This window comes from Bartonella sp. CL436QHHD (assembly GCF_042195105.1).
Taxonomy (GTDB): domain Bacteria; phylum Pseudomonadota; class Alphaproteobacteria; order Rhizobiales; family Rhizobiaceae; genus Bartonella.
On the sequence record NZ_JBHINR010000032.1, the window covers coordinates 230,585 to 251,082 of the forward strand.

The 20,498-nt window shown below is 37.9% G+C and carries 16 protein-coding genes; 8 read left to right on the top strand and 8 right to left on the bottom strand.

Going from position 1 to position 20,498, the window contains the following annotated elements; genetic code table 11:
• Positions 1–152 precede the first annotated feature (152 nt).
• The 6 genes from ACFIKN_RS04770 to dapF form a co-directional block, all read right to left on the bottom strand.
• Positions 153–608, bottom strand: a complete 456-nt coding sequence (locus ACFIKN_RS04770) for a hypothetical protein (RefSeq protein ID WP_375643032.1) — start codon at positions 606–608, stop codon at positions 153–155.
• Between the two features lie 44 nt (positions 609–652).
• A complete protein-coding gene (gene gloB, locus ACFIKN_RS04775; RefSeq protein ID WP_375637284.1) occupies positions 653–1,414 on the bottom strand; it encodes a hydroxyacylglutathione hydrolase in 762 nt (253 codons plus the stop codon).
• Between the two features lie 62 nt (positions 1,415–1,476).
• Positions 1,477–2,163 carry a septation protein A gene (locus tag ACFIKN_RS04780; RefSeq protein WP_375654297.1) on the bottom strand — a complete coding sequence of 229 codons (687 nt, stop codon included), beginning with the start codon at positions 2,161–2,163 and terminating at the stop codon, positions 1,477–1,479.
• Positions 2,160–3,413, bottom strand: coding sequence for a signal recognition particle-docking protein FtsY (gene ftsY, locus ACFIKN_RS04785; protein ID WP_273790164.1), 1,254 nt, complete (start codon positions 3,411–3,413; stop codon positions 2,160–2,162). The genes ACFIKN_RS04780 and ftsY overlap by 4 nt, the downstream gene beginning before the upstream one ends.
• 14 nt (positions 3,414–3,427) lie before the next feature.
• Positions 3,428–4,711, bottom strand: coding sequence for a tRNA (N(6)-L-threonylcarbamoyladenosine(37)-C(2))-methylthiotransferase MtaB (mtaB, locus tag ACFIKN_RS04790; protein WP_375657985.1), 1,284 nt, complete (start codon positions 4,709–4,711; stop codon positions 3,428–3,430).
• Entirely contained in the window at positions 4,711–5,562 is an 852-nt protein-coding gene (dapF, locus tag ACFIKN_RS04795; RefSeq protein ID WP_375657986.1) for a diaminopimelate epimerase, read from the bottom strand. The genes mtaB and dapF overlap by 1 nt, the downstream gene beginning before the upstream one ends.
• Positions 5,563–5,788: 226 nt before the next feature.
• Here dapF and ACFIKN_RS04800 point away from each other — a divergent pair, with 226 nt between their 5' ends.
• The 8 genes from ACFIKN_RS04800 to lpdA all read left to right on the top strand — a co-directional run bounded on the left by ACFIKN_RS04800 (position 5,789) and on the right by lpdA (position 16,925).
• Positions 5,789–6,334: an AprI/Inh family metalloprotease inhibitor gene (locus ACFIKN_RS04800; protein ID WP_375657987.1), complete on the top strand. Its 546-nt coding sequence runs from the start codon at positions 5,789–5,791 to the stop codon at positions 6,332–6,334.
• Between the two features lie 98 nt (positions 6,335–6,432).
• Positions 6,433–7,632 carry a cell division protein ZapE gene (gene zapE, locus ACFIKN_RS04805; RefSeq protein ID WP_375657988.1) on the top strand — a complete coding sequence of 400 codons (1,200 nt, stop codon included), beginning with the start codon at positions 6,433–6,435 and terminating at the stop codon, positions 7,630–7,632.
• Positions 7,633–7,920: 288 nt separating this feature from the next.
• Positions 7,921–8,883 (top strand): malate dehydrogenase, encoded by a 963-nt coding sequence (mdh, locus tag ACFIKN_RS04810; RefSeq protein WP_273790160.1) that lies wholly within the window; start codon positions 7,921–7,923, stop codon positions 8,881–8,883.
• 95 nt (positions 8,884–8,978) lie between these two features.
• Positions 8,979–10,175 carry an ADP-forming succinate--CoA ligase subunit beta gene (sucC, locus tag ACFIKN_RS04815; protein WP_375657989.1) on the top strand — a complete coding sequence of 399 codons (1,197 nt, stop codon included), beginning with the start codon at positions 8,979–8,981 and terminating at the stop codon, positions 10,173–10,175.
• A gap of 3 nt (positions 10,176–10,178) precedes the next feature.
• Complete coding sequence (gene sucD / locus ACFIKN_RS04820; RefSeq protein ID WP_273790158.1) at positions 10,179–11,081, top strand: succinate--CoA ligase subunit alpha; 903 nt, start codon at positions 10,179–10,181, stop codon at positions 11,079–11,081.
• 162 nt (positions 11,082–11,243) lie between these two features.
• On the top strand, positions 11,244–14,243 hold the full coding sequence (locus ACFIKN_RS04825) for a 2-oxoglutarate dehydrogenase E1 component (RefSeq protein WP_375657990.1): 3,000 nt from the start codon (positions 11,244–11,246) through the stop codon (positions 14,241–14,243).
• A gap of 32 nt (positions 14,244–14,275) precedes the next feature.
• Complete coding sequence (gene odhB, locus ACFIKN_RS04830) at positions 14,276–15,487, top strand: 2-oxoglutarate dehydrogenase complex dihydrolipoyllysine-residue succinyltransferase (protein WP_273790156.1); 1,212 nt, start codon at positions 14,276–14,278, stop codon at positions 15,485–15,487.
• Positions 15,488–15,518: 31 nt separating this feature from the next.
• Positions 15,519–16,925 carry a dihydrolipoyl dehydrogenase gene (gene lpdA / locus ACFIKN_RS04835; protein WP_375630654.1) on the top strand — a complete coding sequence of 469 codons (1,407 nt, stop codon included), beginning with the start codon at positions 15,519–15,521 and terminating at the stop codon, positions 16,923–16,925.
• Between the two features lie 1,155 nt (positions 16,926–18,080).
• Here the strand turns inward: lpdA and ACFIKN_RS04840 are convergent.
• Both ACFIKN_RS04840 and ACFIKN_RS04845 read right to left on the bottom strand, forming a co-directional pair.
• Positions 18,081–19,319 carry a saccharopine dehydrogenase family protein gene (locus ACFIKN_RS04840; RefSeq protein ID WP_273790154.1) on the bottom strand — a complete coding sequence of 413 codons (1,239 nt, stop codon included), beginning with the start codon at positions 19,317–19,319 and terminating at the stop codon, positions 18,081–18,083.
• Between the two features lie 54 nt (positions 19,320–19,373).
• Positions 19,374–20,471, bottom strand: coding sequence for a carboxynorspermidine decarboxylase (locus ACFIKN_RS04845; RefSeq protein WP_273790153.1), 1,098 nt, complete (start codon positions 20,469–20,471; stop codon positions 19,374–19,376).
• Between the last annotated feature and the right edge of the window lie 27 nt (positions 20,472–20,498).

The following is a 20,498-nucleotide window of genomic DNA, read 5'->3' on the forward strand; positions in this document are numbered from 1 at the left end:
TCCGTCTGTTATTCTTTATTTTTAGAAAAACATTTGTAAATATAATCGAAATAAAAACAATTATTAGGAATGATAAAAATACGGTGATTTTTTAATGCACTGACTTCTTTATTAGATTAAAGGGGTGATATTTTCTAACATTTCATAACTGATTAGTTGCTCAAAATGAGTTTTTCACAGCTATCTAAAAGAATTGTTGCTTTGTAAAAATGTTTTTTAACAAATTCAAGATTGTTTAGAAATATAATATTTTTCTCAGTAGAATATTCCTTTTCAGGTGCAAATATGAGAAGCGCGGATATTTCTTTAAGTACTAAGGTTCCAGCAGCAAAATCTTCTGGTTTGATATTATTTTTTTTTAAAATATTCATAAGTTTTGGTTTACTAGAAATATAGGTAGTGTAGTTTTCAATATTAGAGTGGATACTAGAATCATAAGTGATAAGATCATTTTTTGTTTCTGGAAGTAAATTTTCACATTCTTTTTCAATTTTTTCCAGTTTTAAAAAAAAATCTTCTGTTAAGGGATAATTTGCAACGAGAGGGGATATAAGAGAAGAATTATCTGTTTCCTTTTCCTCTGCTCTTGTTAGTTGAATATGTATCACGAAAAGAAAAAGGAGAAACAAACGTAATACGAACTTAAGCATGGTTAAAAATTATCCTTTCTTCTTCGAATTTCAGCAAAAACTTCTTCATCTGTTTCTTCTTCCATTACAAGGTTCCTTCGCAACACACTATCATCCCAGCGGAGAAAGGGATTGGTGGCTTTTTCTTGCCCTAAAGTGACAGGTAAAGTCATAGCGTTTTTTGCACGTAGCAAAAAAACTTCCTCTATTCTTTGGTGGAGTTTTTTATTATGTGGGTCAATTGTTAGTGCGAAAAGAGCGTTGTTTTTTGTATATTCATGTCCACAATAGAGAAATGTTTCATCAGGAAGTTTACGAAGTTTTTTTAAAGAATTTAACATTTGTGCAGGTGTTCCTTCGAAAAGACGTCCACAGCCCAATGAAAAAAGTGTATCTCCAGCAAAGAGTAAACTCTTCTCAGGAAAATAGTAAGATAATGCGCCTAAAGTATGACCAGGTGTTGAAAGAGCTAAAAGCAGGTGTGTGCCAAAAGAAAAACTTTCATCAGGTTGAAGTGTTTGATCAAGATAATTGATCTTTTCTTTTTCTGCTTCTGGCCCGATAACCATAGCGTTGTAAACTTGTTTTAATTCTGATAGGGCTTCTACATGGTCGTGATGATGATGAGTTACAAAAATAGTGTTAAGTGTCCAATTGTGGCGCTTTAAAGCATTGTGGATCGCTTTGCTTTCAGGAGCATCTATTGCAGCTGTCATACCACTTTTTTCATCATGAATGAGTATACCAAAATTGTCTTCTCGACAAATAAACTGTTCAATCAACATATTTTTTCTCTCGAACAGTGTTTGGCGATGAATCTATAAAATAATCGGTAGTGGTGATTTTTTTAAGAATCAGATTTGTCCTCTTCTGTAAAAAGTCCTTTTGAATGTTTTATAATTATAGGCATTTGGGTAAGCATGAAAAGGACTGTTATAGGCATGACGCCAAATACTTTGAAACTTGTCCAGAAATTATCGCTAAAATTACGCCAAATTATTTCATTCAAAAGGGCAAGAAAAATGAAAAAAAACGCCCAACGATAGGTAAGTTTTTGCCAACCTAAATCATCAAGTTTTAAGGTAGAATCAAGAGCATAACGTAAAAGTGGTTTTTTAAAAAACATCCCACCAAAAAGTATAAAAGCAAATAAGCTATTAATGATTGTCGGTTTCATTTTTATGAAAGTTTCATTATGAAGCCAGAGAGTTAGAAAGCCAAAAACTAAAACAAATATTCCCGAAATAAGAGGCATAATAGGAATTTGTCTTGCAAGGATCCATGATAAGCTTAGGGAAATAATTATCGCTACCATGAAAATAGCTGTTGCAGGGAAAATAGATTTGTTAAAATTTTGAAAAAATCCAATGTTTTTTATCAGCCATTCTCCCTTATAATTGGCAAAAAAGAAGGCAACCAATGGACCCATTTCCAAAAGAAACTTAAGTGTTGGTGAGAGAGATTTTTTATTATTATTATTCATTTTTTTTTCAGAACTATTGTGTAAATTAGGATTAGATAAAGGCTGTTTCATGCATGTTTTCCTGCGATAGTTTCGGCAAAGTCAGAAGCAGAAAAGGGTTGAAGGTCTTCAATATCTTCTCCTATACCGATAAAATAAACGGGTAATTTATATTTTGCTGCGATAGCGACAAGAATTCCTCCTCGTGCAGTCCCATCTAGCTTTGTCATGACTAAACCATTAACACCAGCAATATCGCGGAAAATATCTACTTGGTTGAGTGCATTTTGTCCGGTTGTTGCATCAAGCGTTTGAAGGATTGTATGGGGTGCTTGGGGGGTATGTTTTTTTAAAACACGAATAATTTTTGCTAATTCATCCATCAATTCAGACTTATTTTGTAAACGCCCTGCTGTATCAATAATTAATACATCACTGTTTGTTTTTTTTGCTTTTTCATAAGCATCAAATGCTAAGCTGGCGGCATCTGCACCCAATTTTGTTGAAATAACAGGAGAATTGGTACGTTCACCCCAGATGTGTAGTTGCTCAATAGCTGCGGCTCGGAAAGTATCACCAGCTGCCAGCATAACTTTTAATCCCCCTTCTGTTAATTTTGCTGAAAGTTTTCCAATAGTTGTCGTTTTTCCAGTGCCATTTACACCTACCAGCAAAATAACATGCGGTTTATGGCTGAGATCAAGTTCCAATGGTATTGCAACAGGTTCCAGAACTTTTTTGACCTCATCCGCTACAATAGTATGAATATCATCTGGGGAGAGGTCTTTTCCGTAACGACTGGAAGCTAAAGTATTTGTGATGCGTGTTGCCGTCTCTACACCTATGTCAGCTTGGATAAGAATATCTTCGAGCTCTTGCAATGTGTCTTCATCAAGTTTTCTTTTAACAAAGAGATCGCTAATTGATCCGCTTAAGCGTTGTGAAGAAAGGGATAGACCTTTTTTAAGGCGCCCAAACCACGCTGTCTTTTTTTGTTCAACAGAAGGTTCAGATAAAATTTCTTCATTCTTTTTTTCACGGATGTTGTCTGTGACAATAATTTTACCAGAAAAAGGAATTTTATCAGAACGGGATTCTAGAAATGGAGATTTTTCATCATATTTTGTAAGTATTGACTCTGGATTTTTTGTTTGTTCTTCTTTTTCTGTGTCTATAGAAACTTGGTTATTTTTTGTCTTTTCATTTTTGTCTTTATTTTCTTCTATTATATCGCTTTTATCAGGAATAGAAATCTGTTGTTCAATTTCTTGCTCTTGAGATTTGTTAAAAGAGAATATTTTTTTAATAAAAGATTTCGTCATAAGAATTTTCCTGCTCAAGCAGCGTTTAATTTTGGAAGGACAGCAATCAATTTATCGCCATCATGATCAACGATAAGGGCTTGAACAATTGTTCCTGCTTTTGCACCTTTAACCTGTACAAGGGTATAATCTTCTGTTCGTCCGATTTCATCTTTTTCAACGAGAATTGTTTGTAGACTGTTTTGTAAATGAGAAAGATGCTTTTGGTAAGCCATCTCACCTGCTTTACGCAATTTTTCAGCACGCATCTTAACTATTTTACGGTTGATTTGTGGCATACGTGCGGCAGGTGTTCCTTCTCTTGGACTAAAGGGGAAGACATGGAGATGGGTTAAATTACAATCTTTGATTAAAACAAGACTGTTTTGAAACATCTCTTCTGTTTCTGTAGGAAAACCAGCAATTAAGTCAGCACCATACACCATTGTAGGACGTTTGGCACGCAACTCTTGGCAAAATTGAATGGCATGTTCGCGCAGATGACGCCGTTTCATCCGTTTTAAAATCATATTATCACCTGCTTGCAAAGATAAATGCAAATGGGGCATGATTCTTGTTTCATAAGCTAAAAGATTGATGAGTTCTTCGTCTGCTTCAATAGAGTCAATAGATGAGAGGCGTAATCGCGTTAAGTCAGGAACATGATGCAAAATTGCTGAAGTTAATTTTCCTAGAGTAGCTTTTCCAGGAAGATCGTGGCCATAACTTGTAAGGTCAACACCTGTAAGGACCACCTCTTGGATACCCCCACCTATCAGCTTTTTTATTTGTTCTATGACAGCACCCATGGGAACTGAACGAGATGGTCCTCGTCCATAAGGAATAATGCAAAATGTACAGCGATGATCACATCCATTTTGTACCTGTACAAAAGCGCGGGTGCGCTCTTGCATTGCACTGACCATATGTGGGGCAATTTTTTGTACTTCCATAATGTCATTGATACGCACCTTTTCAGAATGATTAATACCAAAATCAGGAAGTTGACGATAAGAATGGGCGTGAAGTTTATCTTCGTTTCCTAAAACGAGATCCACTTCTGTCATTGAGGCAAAATTTTGTGCTTCTGTTTGGGCTGCACACCCTGTTACAATGATACGCGCATGAGGATTTTCACGTCGTGCTTTGCGGATAGCTTGTTTTGCTTGTCGTACGGCTTCGGCAGTGACAGCACAAGTATTAAAGATAATAGCACCATCTTTAAGTTGATCTAGCCCTGAAGAAGTACTTTCTTTGCGAATGATTTCCGATTCGTAGCTGTTAAGTCGACAACCAAAAGTTACAATTTCTATTGCCATCAGGAGTGATCCTTTTTGTAGGACCCTGTTAAAGGGCTTAAAAAACCACTAAATTGATATTTTATTGGTCCTGTCATAATAATGTGATCGTCTTCTCGGTAAAAAATATTAAGTGTTCCCTTTGGTAAGTTCACATCAATATGGCGCTCTGTAAGTCCACGACGATAAGCAGCCACTGCACTTGCACAAGCAGCACTCCCACATGCTTGTGTTAATCCTGCTCCTCGCTCCCATGTACGTAAATTTAGACTTTTCTTTGACGTTATGCAAGCAATGGAAATATTGCACCGTTCGGGAAACAGGGGATCATGTTCAAGGTTTGGCCCATATTCCTCTAATGGAATATGTTGAATATCATTTTCAACAAAAAAGATAGCATGGAGATTGCCAATGGATATGAGACAAGCGTCTTTTAGGGGACCAGCCGTAATTTCTACGTGATTGGTATCAACTATTTCACGTGAAATAGGCATCTCTTTTGCATTGAAATTTGGGCATCCCATATCAACAGAAATGAGATTGTCGGTTTGGTATTTCCCTTCAATAATTCCAGCGGGAGTTTCTAAATGAAATTTTTCACCAAAATTGTGATCTTTAAGCCATGCGATGACACAGCGGGTACCATTGCCACAAGCTTTAGCCATTGATCCGTCGGCATTCCATATTTCGATGCGGAAGTTGGCTTTTTTCTGGGTTGGTGTGTGGATAGCCATGATTTGATCAAAATGCATTTCAGGATCTGCTGACAAAGCAAGGATTGCTTTTGGTGTAAGAGCATGAGTGCTTTCACGCATATCAACAACAATAATTTGATTTCCAAGACCGTCCATTTTGCTAAATGGCGTTTTCATGAAACTTCTCTATTTCTAATGATTACTTATAAAAGAGATATATGGCTGAAAATCTTATAAATTTCCAGTGTTTAATAAATATAAAATTTGGTACATAAGTTATTTCGTTTAAAATAAGTGATTTTAACCTGTTTTTTTTAATTTGTTAATTTATCTTTGTAACTATAACAAATATTCGCTTAATTTTTTTGTGAACTTATTTATTGTCGTGGGAGAGAGTACAGACATGGCGTTTTCAAGAGTTTCGTTTTTCGTTGCACTATCAACTGTAATGTTTTTAGGGGGATGTTCAACAACACGGTTTGATGGTAATGACGATAATAACGCATTAGAAGTTTTTTATCCATCTCAACAAATGACAATATTGGAAGCGTCTGATCTGTCGTCTCCTTCTTCGTCGATATCTGAAGACGCAAACGCTTTGGTGTATGAAAAAGGAGATTCTCAGAGCGATGGACGAATGGCTAGTCTCGAATTGCCAAGCAGTGCCACTGATTTATTTCCTGCAAGTATTGCTGGGGTATGGAATCTTTCTATGGGAGGAAAAGTTTGCCGGATTGCAACTCCACAAACAAAGTTTGGAAAAGGGTACCGTGCTGGTCCTTTACATTGTCCAGGAATTGCTTCCCAAGTGAGATCGTGGGACGTTAAAGGAAAAAGATTATATTTTTATAATAACTCTGGACGTGTTATCCTCGTTCTTTATTCTTCAAATGTTGATCGTTTTGAGGGACGTACACTTGATGATCATCCCGTTGTTTTAAGTCGTTAAATCATTTTTGACCGTTTATGACAAGCTAAGCTAGACGGACAGATTCGTGAAAAGTATTTGTATTTTTCATTGAGATCGGTTTGAAAAAGGTTTTTTGGATGATTCTCGTTTCAACACGTTATAAGGAGCTTGTCGCTAAAGGAGAGGTTTGTTTTGATCCCGCTCAATTAGCTATAACAGAATATTTTGATCATTTATTAAAAAAAATTACGGAACAAAATATCTCTCGTCCTTGGGCTTGGATATTTTGCTCTTTCTTTAATAGAATATTTAAAAGGAAAAAACAAAATATTTCTTGTGTTGTAAAACAAGGAGATGAAACAGGTTTTTTTCAGGGACTGTATATTTATGGTGAAGTAGGACGGGGCAAAACCATGCTGATGGATTTGTTCTTTTCTTGTTTGCCTAAAGGTCATAAAAAGCGTGCCCATTTTAATGATTTTATGGCTGATGTACATGAGCGTATTAATTTTTATCGTCAAGCATCTGGGTGTGCAAAATTTAAACAAGATAATCCTATTTTAGCTGTTGCTGAGGATCTTGCACGAGAAGCAAAAATACTTTGTTTTGATGAGTTTAGTGTAACAGATATTGCTGATGCTATGGTATTGGGGCGGCTTATTTCTGCTTTGTTTGATAAAGGAATTTTCTTTATTGCAACCTCAAATGTGGCGCCGGATAACCTTTATTGTAACGGTTTAAATCGTGAACTCTTTTTGCCTTTTATTCAAGTTTTGAAAGCATATGTTCGCGTTGTTAATCTTGATGCAAAAACAGATTATCGCCTTGAAAAATCAAATCTACAACAGGTGTATGTGTCGCCGTTGGGGGTCCCGGCAAATGAATATATGGATCAAGCATGGGCACTTGTATTGCAAGGACATAAGGAGACATCTGATGAGCTTTCTATAAAAGGGCGCCTTATTCCTATTCCGCGCTTTGGTGCAGGATGTGCTCGTTTTGATTATGGGGATTTATGTGCAAAGCCTTTGGCCGCGGCTGAATATTTGTTATTAGGAGAGCGTTATCATACGATTTTTATTGATAATGTACCGGTCATGGATGATACATGTCGCAATGAAACAAAACGGTTTATTTTGCTTATTGATATTCTTTATGAGCGCCACATACGGTTGTTTATGTCGGCTGCGGCAGGGGTAGGGGATTTGTATAAAGGGCATGCGCAGATTACGGAAACATTTGAATTTAAAAGAACACAATCACGTCTTTTCGAAATGCAAAGCTACGATTATTTAAAACTTTGGGAAGAACATTTTCTTTTGAAGAAGAAGCATTGATTATACTTTTACCTTTACGTAAACTGTAAAAACAATAACTTTTTGAAATTAAAGAAATATAATAATTCTGTTGTATTTTTTTTAAATTCACTTTATCGATACATCGTGATAATTTTCTAATAGTTGTTTCAGCGGAGGGTTGTTGTTTCTGTAAAGAGAGAAATTTGTAAATTTCATTTCTTTACTCCTTTTTATGATATTGTTTGAATATGGTTGAAGTCAAAAATATTCAGTATACGGACGCTGATGGGTGTGCGCTGAATTATCTAAAAGTTAGGAAAAAATAAAATGGCACGGAAAAAAATAGCTCTCATTGGTTCAGGTATGATTGGTGGTACTTTAGCACATATTATTGGGCTTAAAGAGCTTGCTGATGTGGTCTTATTTGATATTGCAGAAGGTGTGCCACAAGGTAAGGCTCTAGATATCGCCGAATCTTCTCCTGTTGATGGTTTTGATATCAGTCTAAAAGGTGCTAATGCTTATGAAACAATTGAAGGTGCTGATGTTGTTATTGTAACAGCAGGCGTTGCGCGAAAACCTGGTATGAGCCGTGATGAACTTTTGGGCATTAATTTAAAGGTTATGGAACAAGTTGGAGCTGGAATTAAAAAATACGCTTCTTCGGCGTTTGTTATTTGTATTACTAATCCCCTTGATGCGATGGTGTGGGCTTTGCAGAAATTTTCAGGTCTCCCTACACATAAAGTGGTTGGTATGGCAGGTGTTCTTGATTCAGCGCGTTTTCGTCATTTCTTATCTGAGGAATTTAAGGTCTCTATTAAAGATGTGACAGCGTTTGTTTTAGGGGGCCACGGTGATACAATGGTTCCTCTCGTGCGTTATTCAACGGTTGGTGGTATTTCTTTGCCTGATCTTGTAAAGATGGGCTGGACAACACAGGAAAGAATTGATCAAATTATCCAGCGTACCCGCGATGGTGGTGCAGAAATTATTGGTTTGTTAAAAACAGGTTCTGCTTATTATGCACCAGCAGCTTCTGCTGTTTCTATGGCTGAGGCTTATCTAAAGGACACTAAGCGTGTTGTGCCTGTTGCAGCTTATCTTTCAGGGGAATATGGGGTTAATGATACCTATGTTGGTGTTCCTGTTGTACTTGGTGCAGGTGGTGTTGAACGAGTCATTGAAATTGATCTTGATAAAGAAGAAAGAGGTGCTTTTGATCATTCAGTAAATGCGGTTAAAAAGCTTTGTGAAGCTTGTATTGCTCTTGTACCTAGTCTCAAGTAAATTGAACAAGGTTTAATTCATTAAAATAAGTATTTAGAATATTAAAACTTTAGGATTAATAAGATCCATGATCCATAAAAGAAAAGGACAAATGCATGAATATCCATGAGTATCAGGCCAAACGTCTGCTTCATGAATATGGAGCACCAATTGCAAATGGTGTCGCTGTTTATTCTGTAGAGCAAGCGGAAAAATGGGCGGAAAAATTGCCCGGACCTCTCTATGTGGTTAAAAGTCAGATACACGCTGGTGGTCGTGGTAAGGGTAAGTTTAAAGAACTTGATCCTGATGCAAAGGGTGGTGTTCGGCTTGCACAATCTGTTGAAGAAGTTATTGCAAATGTTCAAGAAATGCTTGGAAAAACTTTGGTAACCAAACAAACTGGTCCAGAGGGTAAGCAGGTCAACCGCCTTTATATTGAAGACGGTGCTGATATTGAACGGGAGCTTTATCTTTCACTTTTGGTTGATCGTAGCATTGGTCGAATTGCTTTTGTTGTTTCAACAGAAGGTGGAATGGATATTGAAACGGTTGCTGAAGAGACACCAGAAAAAATATTCACGCTTCCCATTGATGCTGGAGAGGGTGTTACTTCTGCTGATTGTGCAAGACTTTGTGATGCCTTGAAACTACAAAGTAGTGCGCGAGAAGATGGTGAAAAGCTTTTTCCGATTCTCTATAAGGCATTTTGTGAAAAAGATATGAGCCTTTTAGAAATCAATCCACTTATTGTGATGAAAGATGGTCGTTTGCGTGTTCTTGATGCGAAAGTTTCTTTTGATAATAATGCTCTGTTTCGTCATCCAGATATTTTAGAATTACGCGATCTTTCAGAGGAAGATCCAAAGGAAATAGAAGCATCAAAGCATGATCTTGCTTATGTTGCTCTTGAGGGTACGATTGGTTGCATGGTTAATGGTGCTGGGCTTGCTATGGCAACAATGGATATCATTAAGCTTTATGGAGCAGAGCCAGCGAATTTTTTGGATGTTGGTGGTGGAGCATCAAAAGAAAAGGTGACAGCTGCTTTTAAGATTATTACGGCCGATCCAAATGTTAAGGGCATTTTGGTTAACATTTTTGGTGGTATTATGCGTTGTGATGTCATTGCTGAAGGTGTGGTTGCTGCTGTTCGTGAGGTTGGTTTAAAAGTTCCCTTGGTTGTTCGTCTTGAAGGCACTAATGTTGAGCAGGGTAAAGCAATTATTAATGAGAGTGGTTTGAATGTTATTCCTGCTGATGATTTAGATGATGCTGCCCAAAAAATTGTTGCAGCCGTGAAGGGAGCTTAAGCTATGTCGATTCTTGTGAATAAAGAGACAAAAGTTCTAGTTCAAGGGCTTACAGGAAAAACAGGAACATTTCATACAGAACAGGCGCTTGCTTATCATGGTACGCAAATGGTTGGTGGCGTTAATCCTAAAAAGGGTGGAGAAACATGGGAAGGTTCAAAAGGTGAAACTCTTCCTATCTTTGCTAATGTTGCAGAAGCAAAAGAAAAAACAGGTGCGGATGCTTCCGTTATTTATGTTCCTCCTGCAGGGGCTGCGGCAGCTATTATAGAGGCTATTGAAGCTGAAATTCGTTTAATTATCTGTATTACGGAAGGTATTCCCGTTATGGATATGGTTAAAGTGAAGGCGCGATTAGAAAACTCAAAGTCTCGTCTTATTGGTCCTAATTGTCCCGGTATTCTTACACCAAATGAATGTAAAATTGGTATTATGCCTGGTTCTATTTTTAGAAAAGGTTCTGTTGGGGTTGTCTCGAGGTCGGGAACTTTAACTTATGAAGCCGTTTTTCAGACGAGTCAGGAAGGTCTCGGACAAACAACTGCTATAGGGATTGGTGGTGATCCTGTTAAGGGTACTGAATTTATTGATGTGTTGGAAATGTTTTTAGCAGATGATGAAACTCAGTCTATTGTTATGATTGGTGAGATTGGTGGTTCTGCTGAAGAAGAAGCAGCACAGTTTCTGCAAGATGAAGCAAGAAAAGGTCGAAAAAAGCCAGTTGTTGGCTTTATTGCTGGCCGTACGGCTCCTCCAGGACGGACAATGGGACATGCCGGTGCTGTTATTTCTGGTGGTAAGGGTGGAGCAGAAGATAAAATTGCAGCAATGGAATCAGCAGGGATTCGTGTGTCTTCTTCGCCATCACAGATAGGTAAGACTTTGATGTCAGTTTTGAAAGGCTAAAAGAAAGTTTCACCTGAATAAGCAAAGGTTCTTAGATTCAGGTGAAAAAACTTGAGTATAAAAAGGTAAAACTTTTTTGAATGTTCAAATCACTGCTTGTTTGTAAGCATTTAAAGGTCAAAAGAGATATAAGGAGACGGAATAGATGTTCCGGAGAGGTATATGGCAAGGCAGGACGAAATAAATAGCCTTTTTGCACAGACATCATTTCTTTATGGTGGGAATGCGGATTATATAGATCAACTTTATGCTCAATATGAAAAAGATCCTACCAGTGTTGATTCACAGTGGCGTGCTTTTTTTGAAGGACTTCATGATAATAAAGAAGATGTTCTTAAAAATGCTGAAGGAGCAACATGGCAGCGTGATCATTGGCCATTAAAAGCAGAGGGTGAATTGGTTTCTGCTCTTGATGGTGATTGGTCTTCTCTTGAAAAATATCTTGGCGATAAATTAAAGGAAAAAGCAATAACAGGTGCTGCACAAAAGGGAAAAACTTCCAGTAAACAAGATATTATTCGTGCAACACGTGATTCCGTTCATGCAATTATGATGATTCGTGCGTTTCGAGAACGGGGACATCTTCATGCGCAGCTTGACCCTCTTCAATTGGCCGAAAAACAAGAAGATTATAAGGAACTTTCTCCAGAAGCTTATGGTTTTACTCCAGCTGATTACGAGCGTCCCATTTTTATTGATAATGTTTTAGGATTGGAATATGCAACTATTCCGCAAATGCTTGAGATTCTCAATCGGACCTATTGTTCAACAATCGGTGTGGAATATATGCATGTTTCTGATCCAGTTCAGAAAGCATGGCTTCAAGAACGCATTGAAGGGCGAGATAAAAAAAATTCTTTCACACAACAAGACAAGAAAGCTATTCTGAATAAGCTTATTCAGGCAGAGGGATTCGAACAGTTTTTAGACACTAAATATAAAGGTACAAAGCGTTTTGGACTCGATGGTGGTGAGGCGCTGATTCCCGCTCTTGAACAAATTATCAAATGTGGTAGTGCTTTGGGGGTGCAGGAAGTTATTTTAGGAATGGCACATCGTGGTCGTTTAAATGTTCTTTCACAAGTTCTTGCCAAACCGCATAGGGCTATCTTTCATGAATTCAAAGGGGGATCTTATAAGCCTGATGATGTGGAGGGATCCGGTGATGTCAAATATCATTTGGGAACTACCGCTGATCTGGACTTTGATGGTAAAAAAGTTCACTTATCGCTGTTGGCTAATCCATCTCATCTTGAGATTGTTGATCCCGTTGTTATGGGGAAAGCACGTGCTAAACAAGATCAACTTATGGGACCTGCGCATACTGATTTACTCCCATTAAGTGAGCGTTCAAAAGTGATGCCATTGCTTATTCATGGTGATGCTGCTTTTGCAGGACAAGGCGTTATCCAAGAAACTTTTGGTCTTTCAGGTCTTAAAGGTTATCGTGTTGCAGGCTCACTTCATGTTATTATCAATAACCAGATTGGTTTTACAACATCTCCACGTTTTTCACGTTCTTCGCCTTATCCATCAGATGTCGCAAAAATGATTGATGCACCAATTTTCCATGTGAATGGTGATGATCCTGAGTCGGTTGTTTTTGTTGCCAAAATAGCAACAGAGTTTCGCCAAATTTTCCATAAACCAGTGGTTATTGATATGTTTTGTTATCGCCGTTATGGGCATAATGAAGGTGATGAACCTTCCTTTACGCAGCCGCTTATGTATAAAGCAATTCGTAATCATAAAACAACACTTCAACTTTATAGTGACCAATTGGTAGCAGAAGGAATGATTTCTTCAGAAGAGATTGAGCAACAAAAAAAATTATGGCGCGATAAGCTTGAAGGTGAACTTGAAGCGAGTGCTTCTTATAAGCCTAATAAGGCTGATTGGCTTGATGGAAGCTGGACGGGACTCAAAGCTTTTAGTAGTTCTGATGAGCGGCATTCTAGAGCAACCGGTGTTGAATTAAAAACTTTAAAGGAAATTGGTCAGAAAATTGTTGAAATTCCGGCGAATTTTCACGTTCACAAAACCATTCAACGTTTTTTAAATAATCGTGCTAAAATTTTTGAAACCGGTGAGGGTGTTGACTGGGCAACCGCTGAAGCTTTAGCTTTTGGTTCACTTTGTTTGGAAGGTGCACCGGTTCGTCTTTCCGGTGAAGATGTTGAGCGGGGAACTTTTTCACAACGTCATTCCGTTCTTTATGACCAAGAAAATGAGGCGCGTTATATTCCTTTGAATCATTTACAAAAGGGGCAAGCGCTTTATGACGTTGTTAATTCTATGCTTTCTGAAGAAGCTGTTCTTGGTTTTGAATATGGATATTCTCTTGCTGAACCACGAGGATTAACACTTTGGGAAGCACAATTTGGTGATTTCTCTAATGGTGCACAGGTCATTTTTGATCAATTTATTTCATCCGCAGAGCGTAAGTGGCTTCGTATGTCTGGTCTTGTGTGTTTATTGCCTCATGGTTTTGAAGGGCAAGGGCCGGAGCATTCTTCTGCACGTTTAGAACGATTTCTTCAACTTTGTGCGGAAGATAATATGCAGGTTGCTAATTGTACAACCCCTGCAAATTATTTTCATATTTTGCGTCGACAAATTAAGCGTGATTTCCGTAAGCCATTGATTTTGATGACACCGAAATCACTCTTACGTCATAAGCGAGCGGTTTCTCTTCTCAATGAAATGGGGCCAGAAACAAGTTTCTGTCGTGTGTTGCTTGATGATGCAGAATGTCTCAAAGATTCTGTCATTAAGTTGCAAAAAGATAATAAAATTCGCCGTGTCGTTCTTTGTACTGGTAAGGTTTATTACGACCTTTATGAAGAACGTGAAAAAAAGGGTATTGATGATGTTTATCTCCTTCGTATTGAACAGCTTTATCCTTTCCCTGCAAAAGTTTTGGTGAATGTGTTATCGCGCTTTTTGCAGGCGGAAGTTTTTTGGTGCCAAGAGGAACCAAAAAACATGGGGGCTTGGTCATTTATTGAGCCTTATTTGGAATGGGTTTTGACGCATATTAATGCGCAATATTCACGTGCTCGTTATGCAGGACGTCCTGCGAGTGCGTCACCGGCCTCTGGGTTAATGGTGAAACACCTTGAACAACTGGCTGCGTTTCTTAAAGACGCGTTAGGTTCTTAATTTATTACTACTCTGATGTATGGAAAAATATTATGACTACTGAAATTCGTGTTCCTACTTTGGGCGAATCGGTTACCGAAGCAACGGTTGGCAAATGGTTTAAAAAACTTGGCGAAGCTGTCGCTATGGATGAGCCTTTGGTTGAATTAGAAACTGATAAGGTAACCGTTGAAGTTCCTTCTCCTGTTGCTGGGAAATTATCTGAAATCATTGCAAAAGAAGGCGATACGGTTGAAGTAAATGCTCTTTTAGGAGTGGTGAAAGCTGGAGAAGCTGGTGTCTCCCAATCATTTTCACCTTCTGCTACGCTTGTTCCAGCGGCTTCATCTGAATCGGAGAAGCCTGCTTTGAGCAGTGCAATGCCTCCTTCTCCTTCAGCAGCAAAATTGATGGCTGAAAATAATGTTGCAAAAAGCGATATTTCAGGTTCTGGAAAACGTGGACAAATTCTTAAAGAAGATGTTCTTGGTGGATTAAAACAAAGTACAAATGCCCCTACACCCTCTTCTTCTGCGACGAGTTCTTCGGCAACTCCTGTCCAAGAAACACGTGAAGAGCGGGTTCGTATGACGAAATTGCGTCAAACAATTGCTCGCCGTCTTAAAGATGCACAAAATGTAGCAGCGATGTTAACCACATTTAATGAGGTTGATATGTCAGCTGTGATGGATTTGCGCAAGCGTTATAAGGATCTTTTTGAAAAGAAACATGGTGTTAAACTTGGTTTTATGGGGTTTTTTACCAAGGCTGTTTGTCATGCATTAAAAGAACTTCCTGCTGTTAATGCCGAGATTGATGGGACAGATATTGTTTACAAAAACTATGTCAATGTTGGAATTGCTGTTGGAACGGATAAAGGGCTTGTTGTTCCAGTAGTGCGAGATGCAGATCAAATGTCATTGGCAGAGATTGAAAAAGAGATTGGTCGTTTGGGACGTCTTGCGCGTGATGGAAAATTAGCCGTTTCTGATATGCAGGGCGGAACTTTTACCATTACCAATGGTGGTGTGTATGGATCGTTGATGTCAACACCGATTTTGAATGCACCACAATCTGGTATTTTGGGAATGCATGCGATTAAAGAGCGAGCAATGGTTGTTGAGGGCCAAGTTGTGATTCGTCCCATGATGTATTTAGCGCTTTCTTATGATCACCGTATTGTGGATGGGCAAGAAGCTGTGACTTTCCTTGTGCGTGTTAAGGAAAGCTTAGAAGATCCGGAACGCCTTGTTCTTGATTTGTAAAATACAGTTTTCAGGATGAAAGGAGAAACGGATGTCTTATGATGTGGCTGTGATCGGAGCGGGTCCAGGTGGTTATGTAGCAGCAATAAAGGCGGCACAACTGGGACTTAAAGTAGCGATTATTGAAAAGCGTACAACATTAGGAGGAACATGTCTCAACGTTGGTTGTATTCCTTCTAAAGCGTTGTTGCATGCTTCAGAAGTGTTTTCTGAAACCCAGCATGGTTTTGAAACGCTTGGTATTTCTATTGGTAAATCTAAGCTTAACCTTGAACAAATGATGGTTCATAAGAAAGCTGTGGTAACAGCCAATACGAGTGGTGTTTCTTTTTTGATGAAAAAAAATAAAGTTGATACTTTTTTTGGGACAGCCAAAATTTTGAGTGCGGGTCATGTGGAAGTTGTTGCCAGAGATGGTAATAAACAAACAATTGAAACAAAAAATATTATTATTGCTACCGGTTCAGAGAGTTCAGGCATTCCAGGGGTGAATGTTGAAATTGATGAAAAGACTATTGTTTCTTCTACGGGAGCTCTCTCACTTGAAAAAGTACCAGCGCATATGATTGTAGTGGGTGCTGGTGTCATTGGTTCAGAACTTGGATCAGTTTGGAGCCGTTTAGGTGCTAAGGTGACCATTATTGAGTATCTTAATAAAGTTTTGGGCTCAATGGATGGTGAAGTTTCACGGCAATTTCAGAAATTAATGGAAAAACAGGGGATTGAATATAAAACGGGTGCAAAGGTGACAGCTGTTACACAATCTGGCTCAACTGCTCAGGTGAGCTTTGAATCTGTCAAAGGTGGTGAATCTGAAACTTTAGAGGCTGATGTTGTGCTTATTGCTACTGGACGTTCTCCCTATACAGAGGGGCTTGGCTTACAAGAGGCTGGTGTTCAGTTAGATGAACGCGGATTTATTGCAATTGATGCTCATTGGCAGACGAATGTTCCAGGAATTTATGCGATTGGTGATGTCGTAAAAGGACCAATGTTAGCACATAAAGCAGAGGAAGAAGGCGTTGCTGTGGCAGAAATTTTGGCAGGTCAAAAAGGACATGTTAATTTTGATGTTATTCCTAGTGTTGTTTATACACAGCCGGAAATTGCGAGTGTAGGAAGGACAGAAGAAGAGCTAAAAACTGCTGGTATTGAATATAATGTTGGCAAATTTCCTTTTATGGCTAATGGTCGTGCACGTGCAATGCAAAAGAGTGATGGGTTCGTTAAAATCCTTTCTGATAAAAAAACAGATCGGGTATTAGGGGGGCATATTCTTGGATTTGGTGCTGGTGAAATGATCCATGAAATTGCAGTTTTAATGGAATTTGGTGGTTCATCAGAAGATCTGGGACGTTGTTGCCATGCACATCCTACCTTATCAGAAGCCGTGCGTGAGGCAGCTTTGGCAACATTTGCTAAACCACTTCATATTTAAAAAGCTTTTAAAAAGTACATTTTAAAAGGCACATGAGGCGGAAAATATTAGTGAAGCATGCAACAACATTTTAAAACTTTAAAAAGGAATATAACCAATTGTATTAAAATGTTCCATTTGTTGTATGCTTTTCGATAATTACTGTTTTAGATATCTGTTGTGCAGTTTTGATTGATTATTCTGTTGTGCACTATCGTTTAGAGCGGTGGTGTTTAGTCTATGTAAAGTTTTATATATGGGGTAGTTTTTATACTGTTATAAAATATTTAAGATAGGATTCTGAGCCTATCTGCGTGCTTTGTGTTAAGAAAACATCTCTTAAAATGCCCAAATCTACTTCGCAATGGTGCTCGTGAATGGTATAGCTGTAAAGTTTCTCTTGAAATATATGAAATTCATTCAAACTGTTATAAGACCTATTGTGCACCATCATCTTTATGTTTAGTAAAAGTACACGCTGACATTGATAATACACTTTTTCAGTTTTCAATATTGCTAAAGCTCTTTATTATTTGAGAGTTTTCATAAGAGAATTTTTATTCTGTTCTTTTATCATTTTACCTCACACGCTCGCTTTGTTTGTGATGTGCAGACAAAAGATTTTAATTGCTTCAATGTGAGAGAGCTTGTGATAAGAAAATCTTACAGTATTCAGCGTTATGAATCAAGTTGAAAATGATATTTTATTGTTATAAATCAATGTGTTATATATGATGATGAATCATATGAAGAGAGAAGCCAAGAGGAATTCACCCAAAGAAATTGAATTGTTTAATGATTGGTGTGGGTTAAGGATCTTTGTCATTTAAGATGAAGAGGGGAGGGATTGGATATTCTACAAAATACCGCTCTTCTTTAAAAAAGCGGTATTTTTATATCTTTTGTTTATGACACTATCTTTTTGATGATAATGACAAGTCATACAGTGTGATTAAGTTAGTTTTTTCTTCTCTGCTTTTCTTGATCATTGCTTGCTATGTCTTAAAAAGATGATATGTCTCTTCTTTAAGGTTGTTAAGAAATCGTAATGTTGCCAAAATATAACGAATAGCTAAAATTTTTTTGAAAACCATAATTACACGAGAATATTAAGTTTGTTTTCATTGGGCAGTTTTGTGATAACTTAAAAAATCAAGCATATGCTTTCTATAGGTATTAAAATTGTAATTTTTTATCCTCTTGTTGTTCTCTTATAAAAGTGGGAAGCCCCATATGATCAAGATATTTAAGGAAAGGGTGGGGTGGTAATTCTTCTACATTGACCATAGTTTTAACATCCCATTCGCCTGTGGCAATAAGAAGAGCTGTTGCGGCTGCTGGTACGCCAGCTGTATAGGAAATGCCTTGTGCCCCAGTTTCATGAAAAGCTTGTTTGTGATCGGCTATATTATAGATAAAAATTTCTCTCGAGTTTCCATCTTTTTCGCCTTTAATAAGATCTCCGATACAGGTTTTTCCTGTGTAGTCTGGGGCGAGAGAGGAAGGGTCGGGTAAGACGGCCTTCACGACTTTCAAGGGCACGACTTCTTGACCTTCTGCCGTTTTAATTGGTTGTTCGGATAAGAGTCCGAGGTTTTTTAGAACCGTAAAAACAGTGATATAACGATCACTAAATCCCATCCAGAAACGGACATTCTCTACATCAAGATTTTTAGAAAGTGAATGAATTTCATCATGTCCTGTCATATAGGCTTTTTGTTTTCCCACAACGGGAAGATCCCATTCATGGCTGATTTCAAACATTTTATTGGAAGTCCATTTTTTATTTTGCCATGACCATACTTGTCCTGTAAATTCACGGAAGTTAATTTCTGGATCAAAATTTGTAGCAAACCAACGCCCATGATTTCCGGCATTAATATCAATAATATCAATATCTGTGATTTTATCAAAATAATCATCGCGCGCTAATGCTGCATAAGCATTCACTACACCTGGGTCAAAACCTGCTCCTAAAATAGCGGTTATACCAGCTTTTTCACATTCTTGACGTCGAGGCCATTCATAATTGCCATACCAAGGAGGTGTTTCACAAATTTTCAATGGGTCTTCATGAATTGCGGTATCGATATAAGCACATTTGGTTTCAATACAAGCTGAAAGAACAGACATATTAAGAAAGGCAGAACCAACATTAATGACAATTTCGCATTTGGTCTTTTGGATGAGCTTTATAGTTTCTTCTACATTCATGGCATTGAGCGAATGGCTTTTGAGAACACCCTGTTCTTTCATTGTGTTTTTTTCTTTAATAGAAGCAATGATGGCCTCACATTTTTTGAGTGTTCGTGAAGCAATATGAATTTCACCAAGAATATCGTTGTTTTGAGCGCATTTATGCGCAACAACTTGTGCAACACCTCCGGCACCAATAATGAGAACATTTTTTTTCATTGTAGGTCCATCTCCTTTTTAATACTGTTGTATGACGTTTTTTATGGTTTATCTTTATGAAAGGCTTTCCTGATAGTCGTTATAGCTGAATTGGCGTTGAAGTGTTAATGTACCATCGCACTCTTTGAGAACAATAGCAGGCATTGTAACGCCATTAAACCAGTTTTTCTTGACCATTGTATAACCTGCTGCATCCTGAAAAGACAGTCTATCGCCTATTTTAAGAGGTTTTTGAAATTGAAATGTTCCAAAAATATCGCCGGCAAGACAAGACTTTCCACAAATCATAATTTCGTGTGGACCTTGATTGGGTTCTAATTTGGCATTCTCACGATAAATTAAAAGATCAAGCATATGAGCTTCAATGGAGCTATCAACGATGGCAAGTTTTTTTTCATTATACAATGTGTCAAGAACGCTTACTTCCAGTGTGGTGCTTTTGGTAATAGCAGCTTCTCCTGGTTCTAGAAAAAGAGTGACACCATGAGTTTTAGAAAATTGTTTTAAGCGTTTTGCGAAAGCTTCTAGAGGATAATTTTCAGCCGTAAAATGGATTCCGCCGCCAAGGCTTATCCAGTCAACAGCAGAAAAAAGTTCTGCAAATTTTTCTTCCATATACCCAAGCATTTGGTTAAAAAGATTAAAGTCAGCATTTTCACAATTGTTATGGATCATCAATCCGTTGATAAGAGGCAGAACTTCTTTGATAGCGCTTTGGTTTGTTTCTCCTAAGCGGCTAAAAGGGCGAGAGGGGTTGGCAAGATCAAAATTTGATGCGCTCATTCCTGGGTTTAACCTTAAACCTCTTTGAATGGTTTTTGTTGCATCAGAAAAGCGTTGAAGCTGTTGGATGGAATTAAAGATGATTTTATCTGCATAACCACAGGCTTCATCAATTTCATCATCTGCCCAAGCCACTGAATAAGCATGGGTTTCTTTGCCAAATTTTTCTCTTCCTAAACGCAGTTCATAAAGGGATGATGATGTGGTTCCATCCATGAACTCAGACATTAAATCAAAAACACTCCATGTGGCAAAACATTTCAAAGCAAGTAAAATTTTAGCTCCGGACATTTCCCGTAAACGAGAAATTGTTTGCATGTTTTTGATGAGTTTCGATTTGTCTATAAGATAGTAGGGGGTTTTTATCATTATTTATTCATTCTTTTTTGTAGGATC

Bases quoted from the DNA above. Each gene is read 5' to 3' on its own strand.
- ACFIKN_RS04800 (WP_375657987.1), top strand. From the start codon at position 5,789: ATGGCGTTTTCAAGAGTTTCGTTTTTCGTTGCACTATCAACTGTAATG.
- sucD (WP_273790158.1), top strand. From the start codon at position 10,179: ATGTCGATTCTTGTGAATAAAGAGACAAAAGTTCTAGTTCAAGGGCTT.
- ACFIKN_RS04825 (WP_375657990.1), top strand. From the start codon at position 11,244: ATGGCAAGGCAGGACGAAATAAATAGCCTTTTTGCACAGACATCATTT.
- ftsY (WP_273790164.1), bottom strand. From the start codon at position 3,413: ATGACGAAATCTTTTATTAAAAAAATATTCTCTTTTAACAAATCTCAA.
- odhB (WP_273790156.1), top strand. From the start codon at position 14,276: ATGACTACTGAAATTCGTGTTCCTACTTTGGGCGAATCGGTTACCGAA.
- zapE (WP_375657988.1), top strand. From the start codon at position 6,433: ATGATTCTCGTTTCAACACGTTATAAGGAGCTTGTCGCTAAAGGAGAG.
- gloB (WP_375637284.1), bottom strand. From the start codon at position 1,414: ATGTTGATTGAACAGTTTATTTGTCGAGAAGACAATTTTGGTATACTC.
- lpdA (WP_375630654.1), top strand. From the start codon at position 15,519: ATGTCTTATGATGTGGCTGTGATCGGAGCGGGTCCAGGTGGTTATGTA.
- ACFIKN_RS04845 (WP_273790153.1), bottom strand. From the start codon at position 20,471: ATGATAAAAACCCCCTACTATCTTATAGACAAATCGAAACTCATCAAA.
- ACFIKN_RS04840 (WP_273790154.1), bottom strand. From the start codon at position 19,319: ATGAAAAAAAATGTTCTCATTATTGGTGCCGGAGGTGTTGCACAAGTT.
- dapF (WP_375657986.1), bottom strand. From the start codon at position 5,562: ATGAAAACGCCATTTAGCAAAATGGACGGTCTTGGAAATCAAATTATT.
- ACFIKN_RS04780 (WP_375654297.1), bottom strand. From the start codon at position 2,163: ATGAAACAGCCTTTATCTAATCCTAATTTACACAATAGTTCTGAAAAA.
- mtaB (WP_375657985.1), bottom strand. From the start codon at position 4,711: ATGGCAATAGAAATTGTAACTTTTGGTTGTCGACTTAACAGCTACGAA.
- sucC (WP_375657989.1), top strand. From the start codon at position 8,979: ATGAATATCCATGAGTATCAGGCCAAACGTCTGCTTCATGAATATGGA.
- mdh (WP_273790160.1), top strand. From the start codon at position 7,921: ATGGCACGGAAAAAAATAGCTCTCATTGGTTCAGGTATGATTGGTGGT.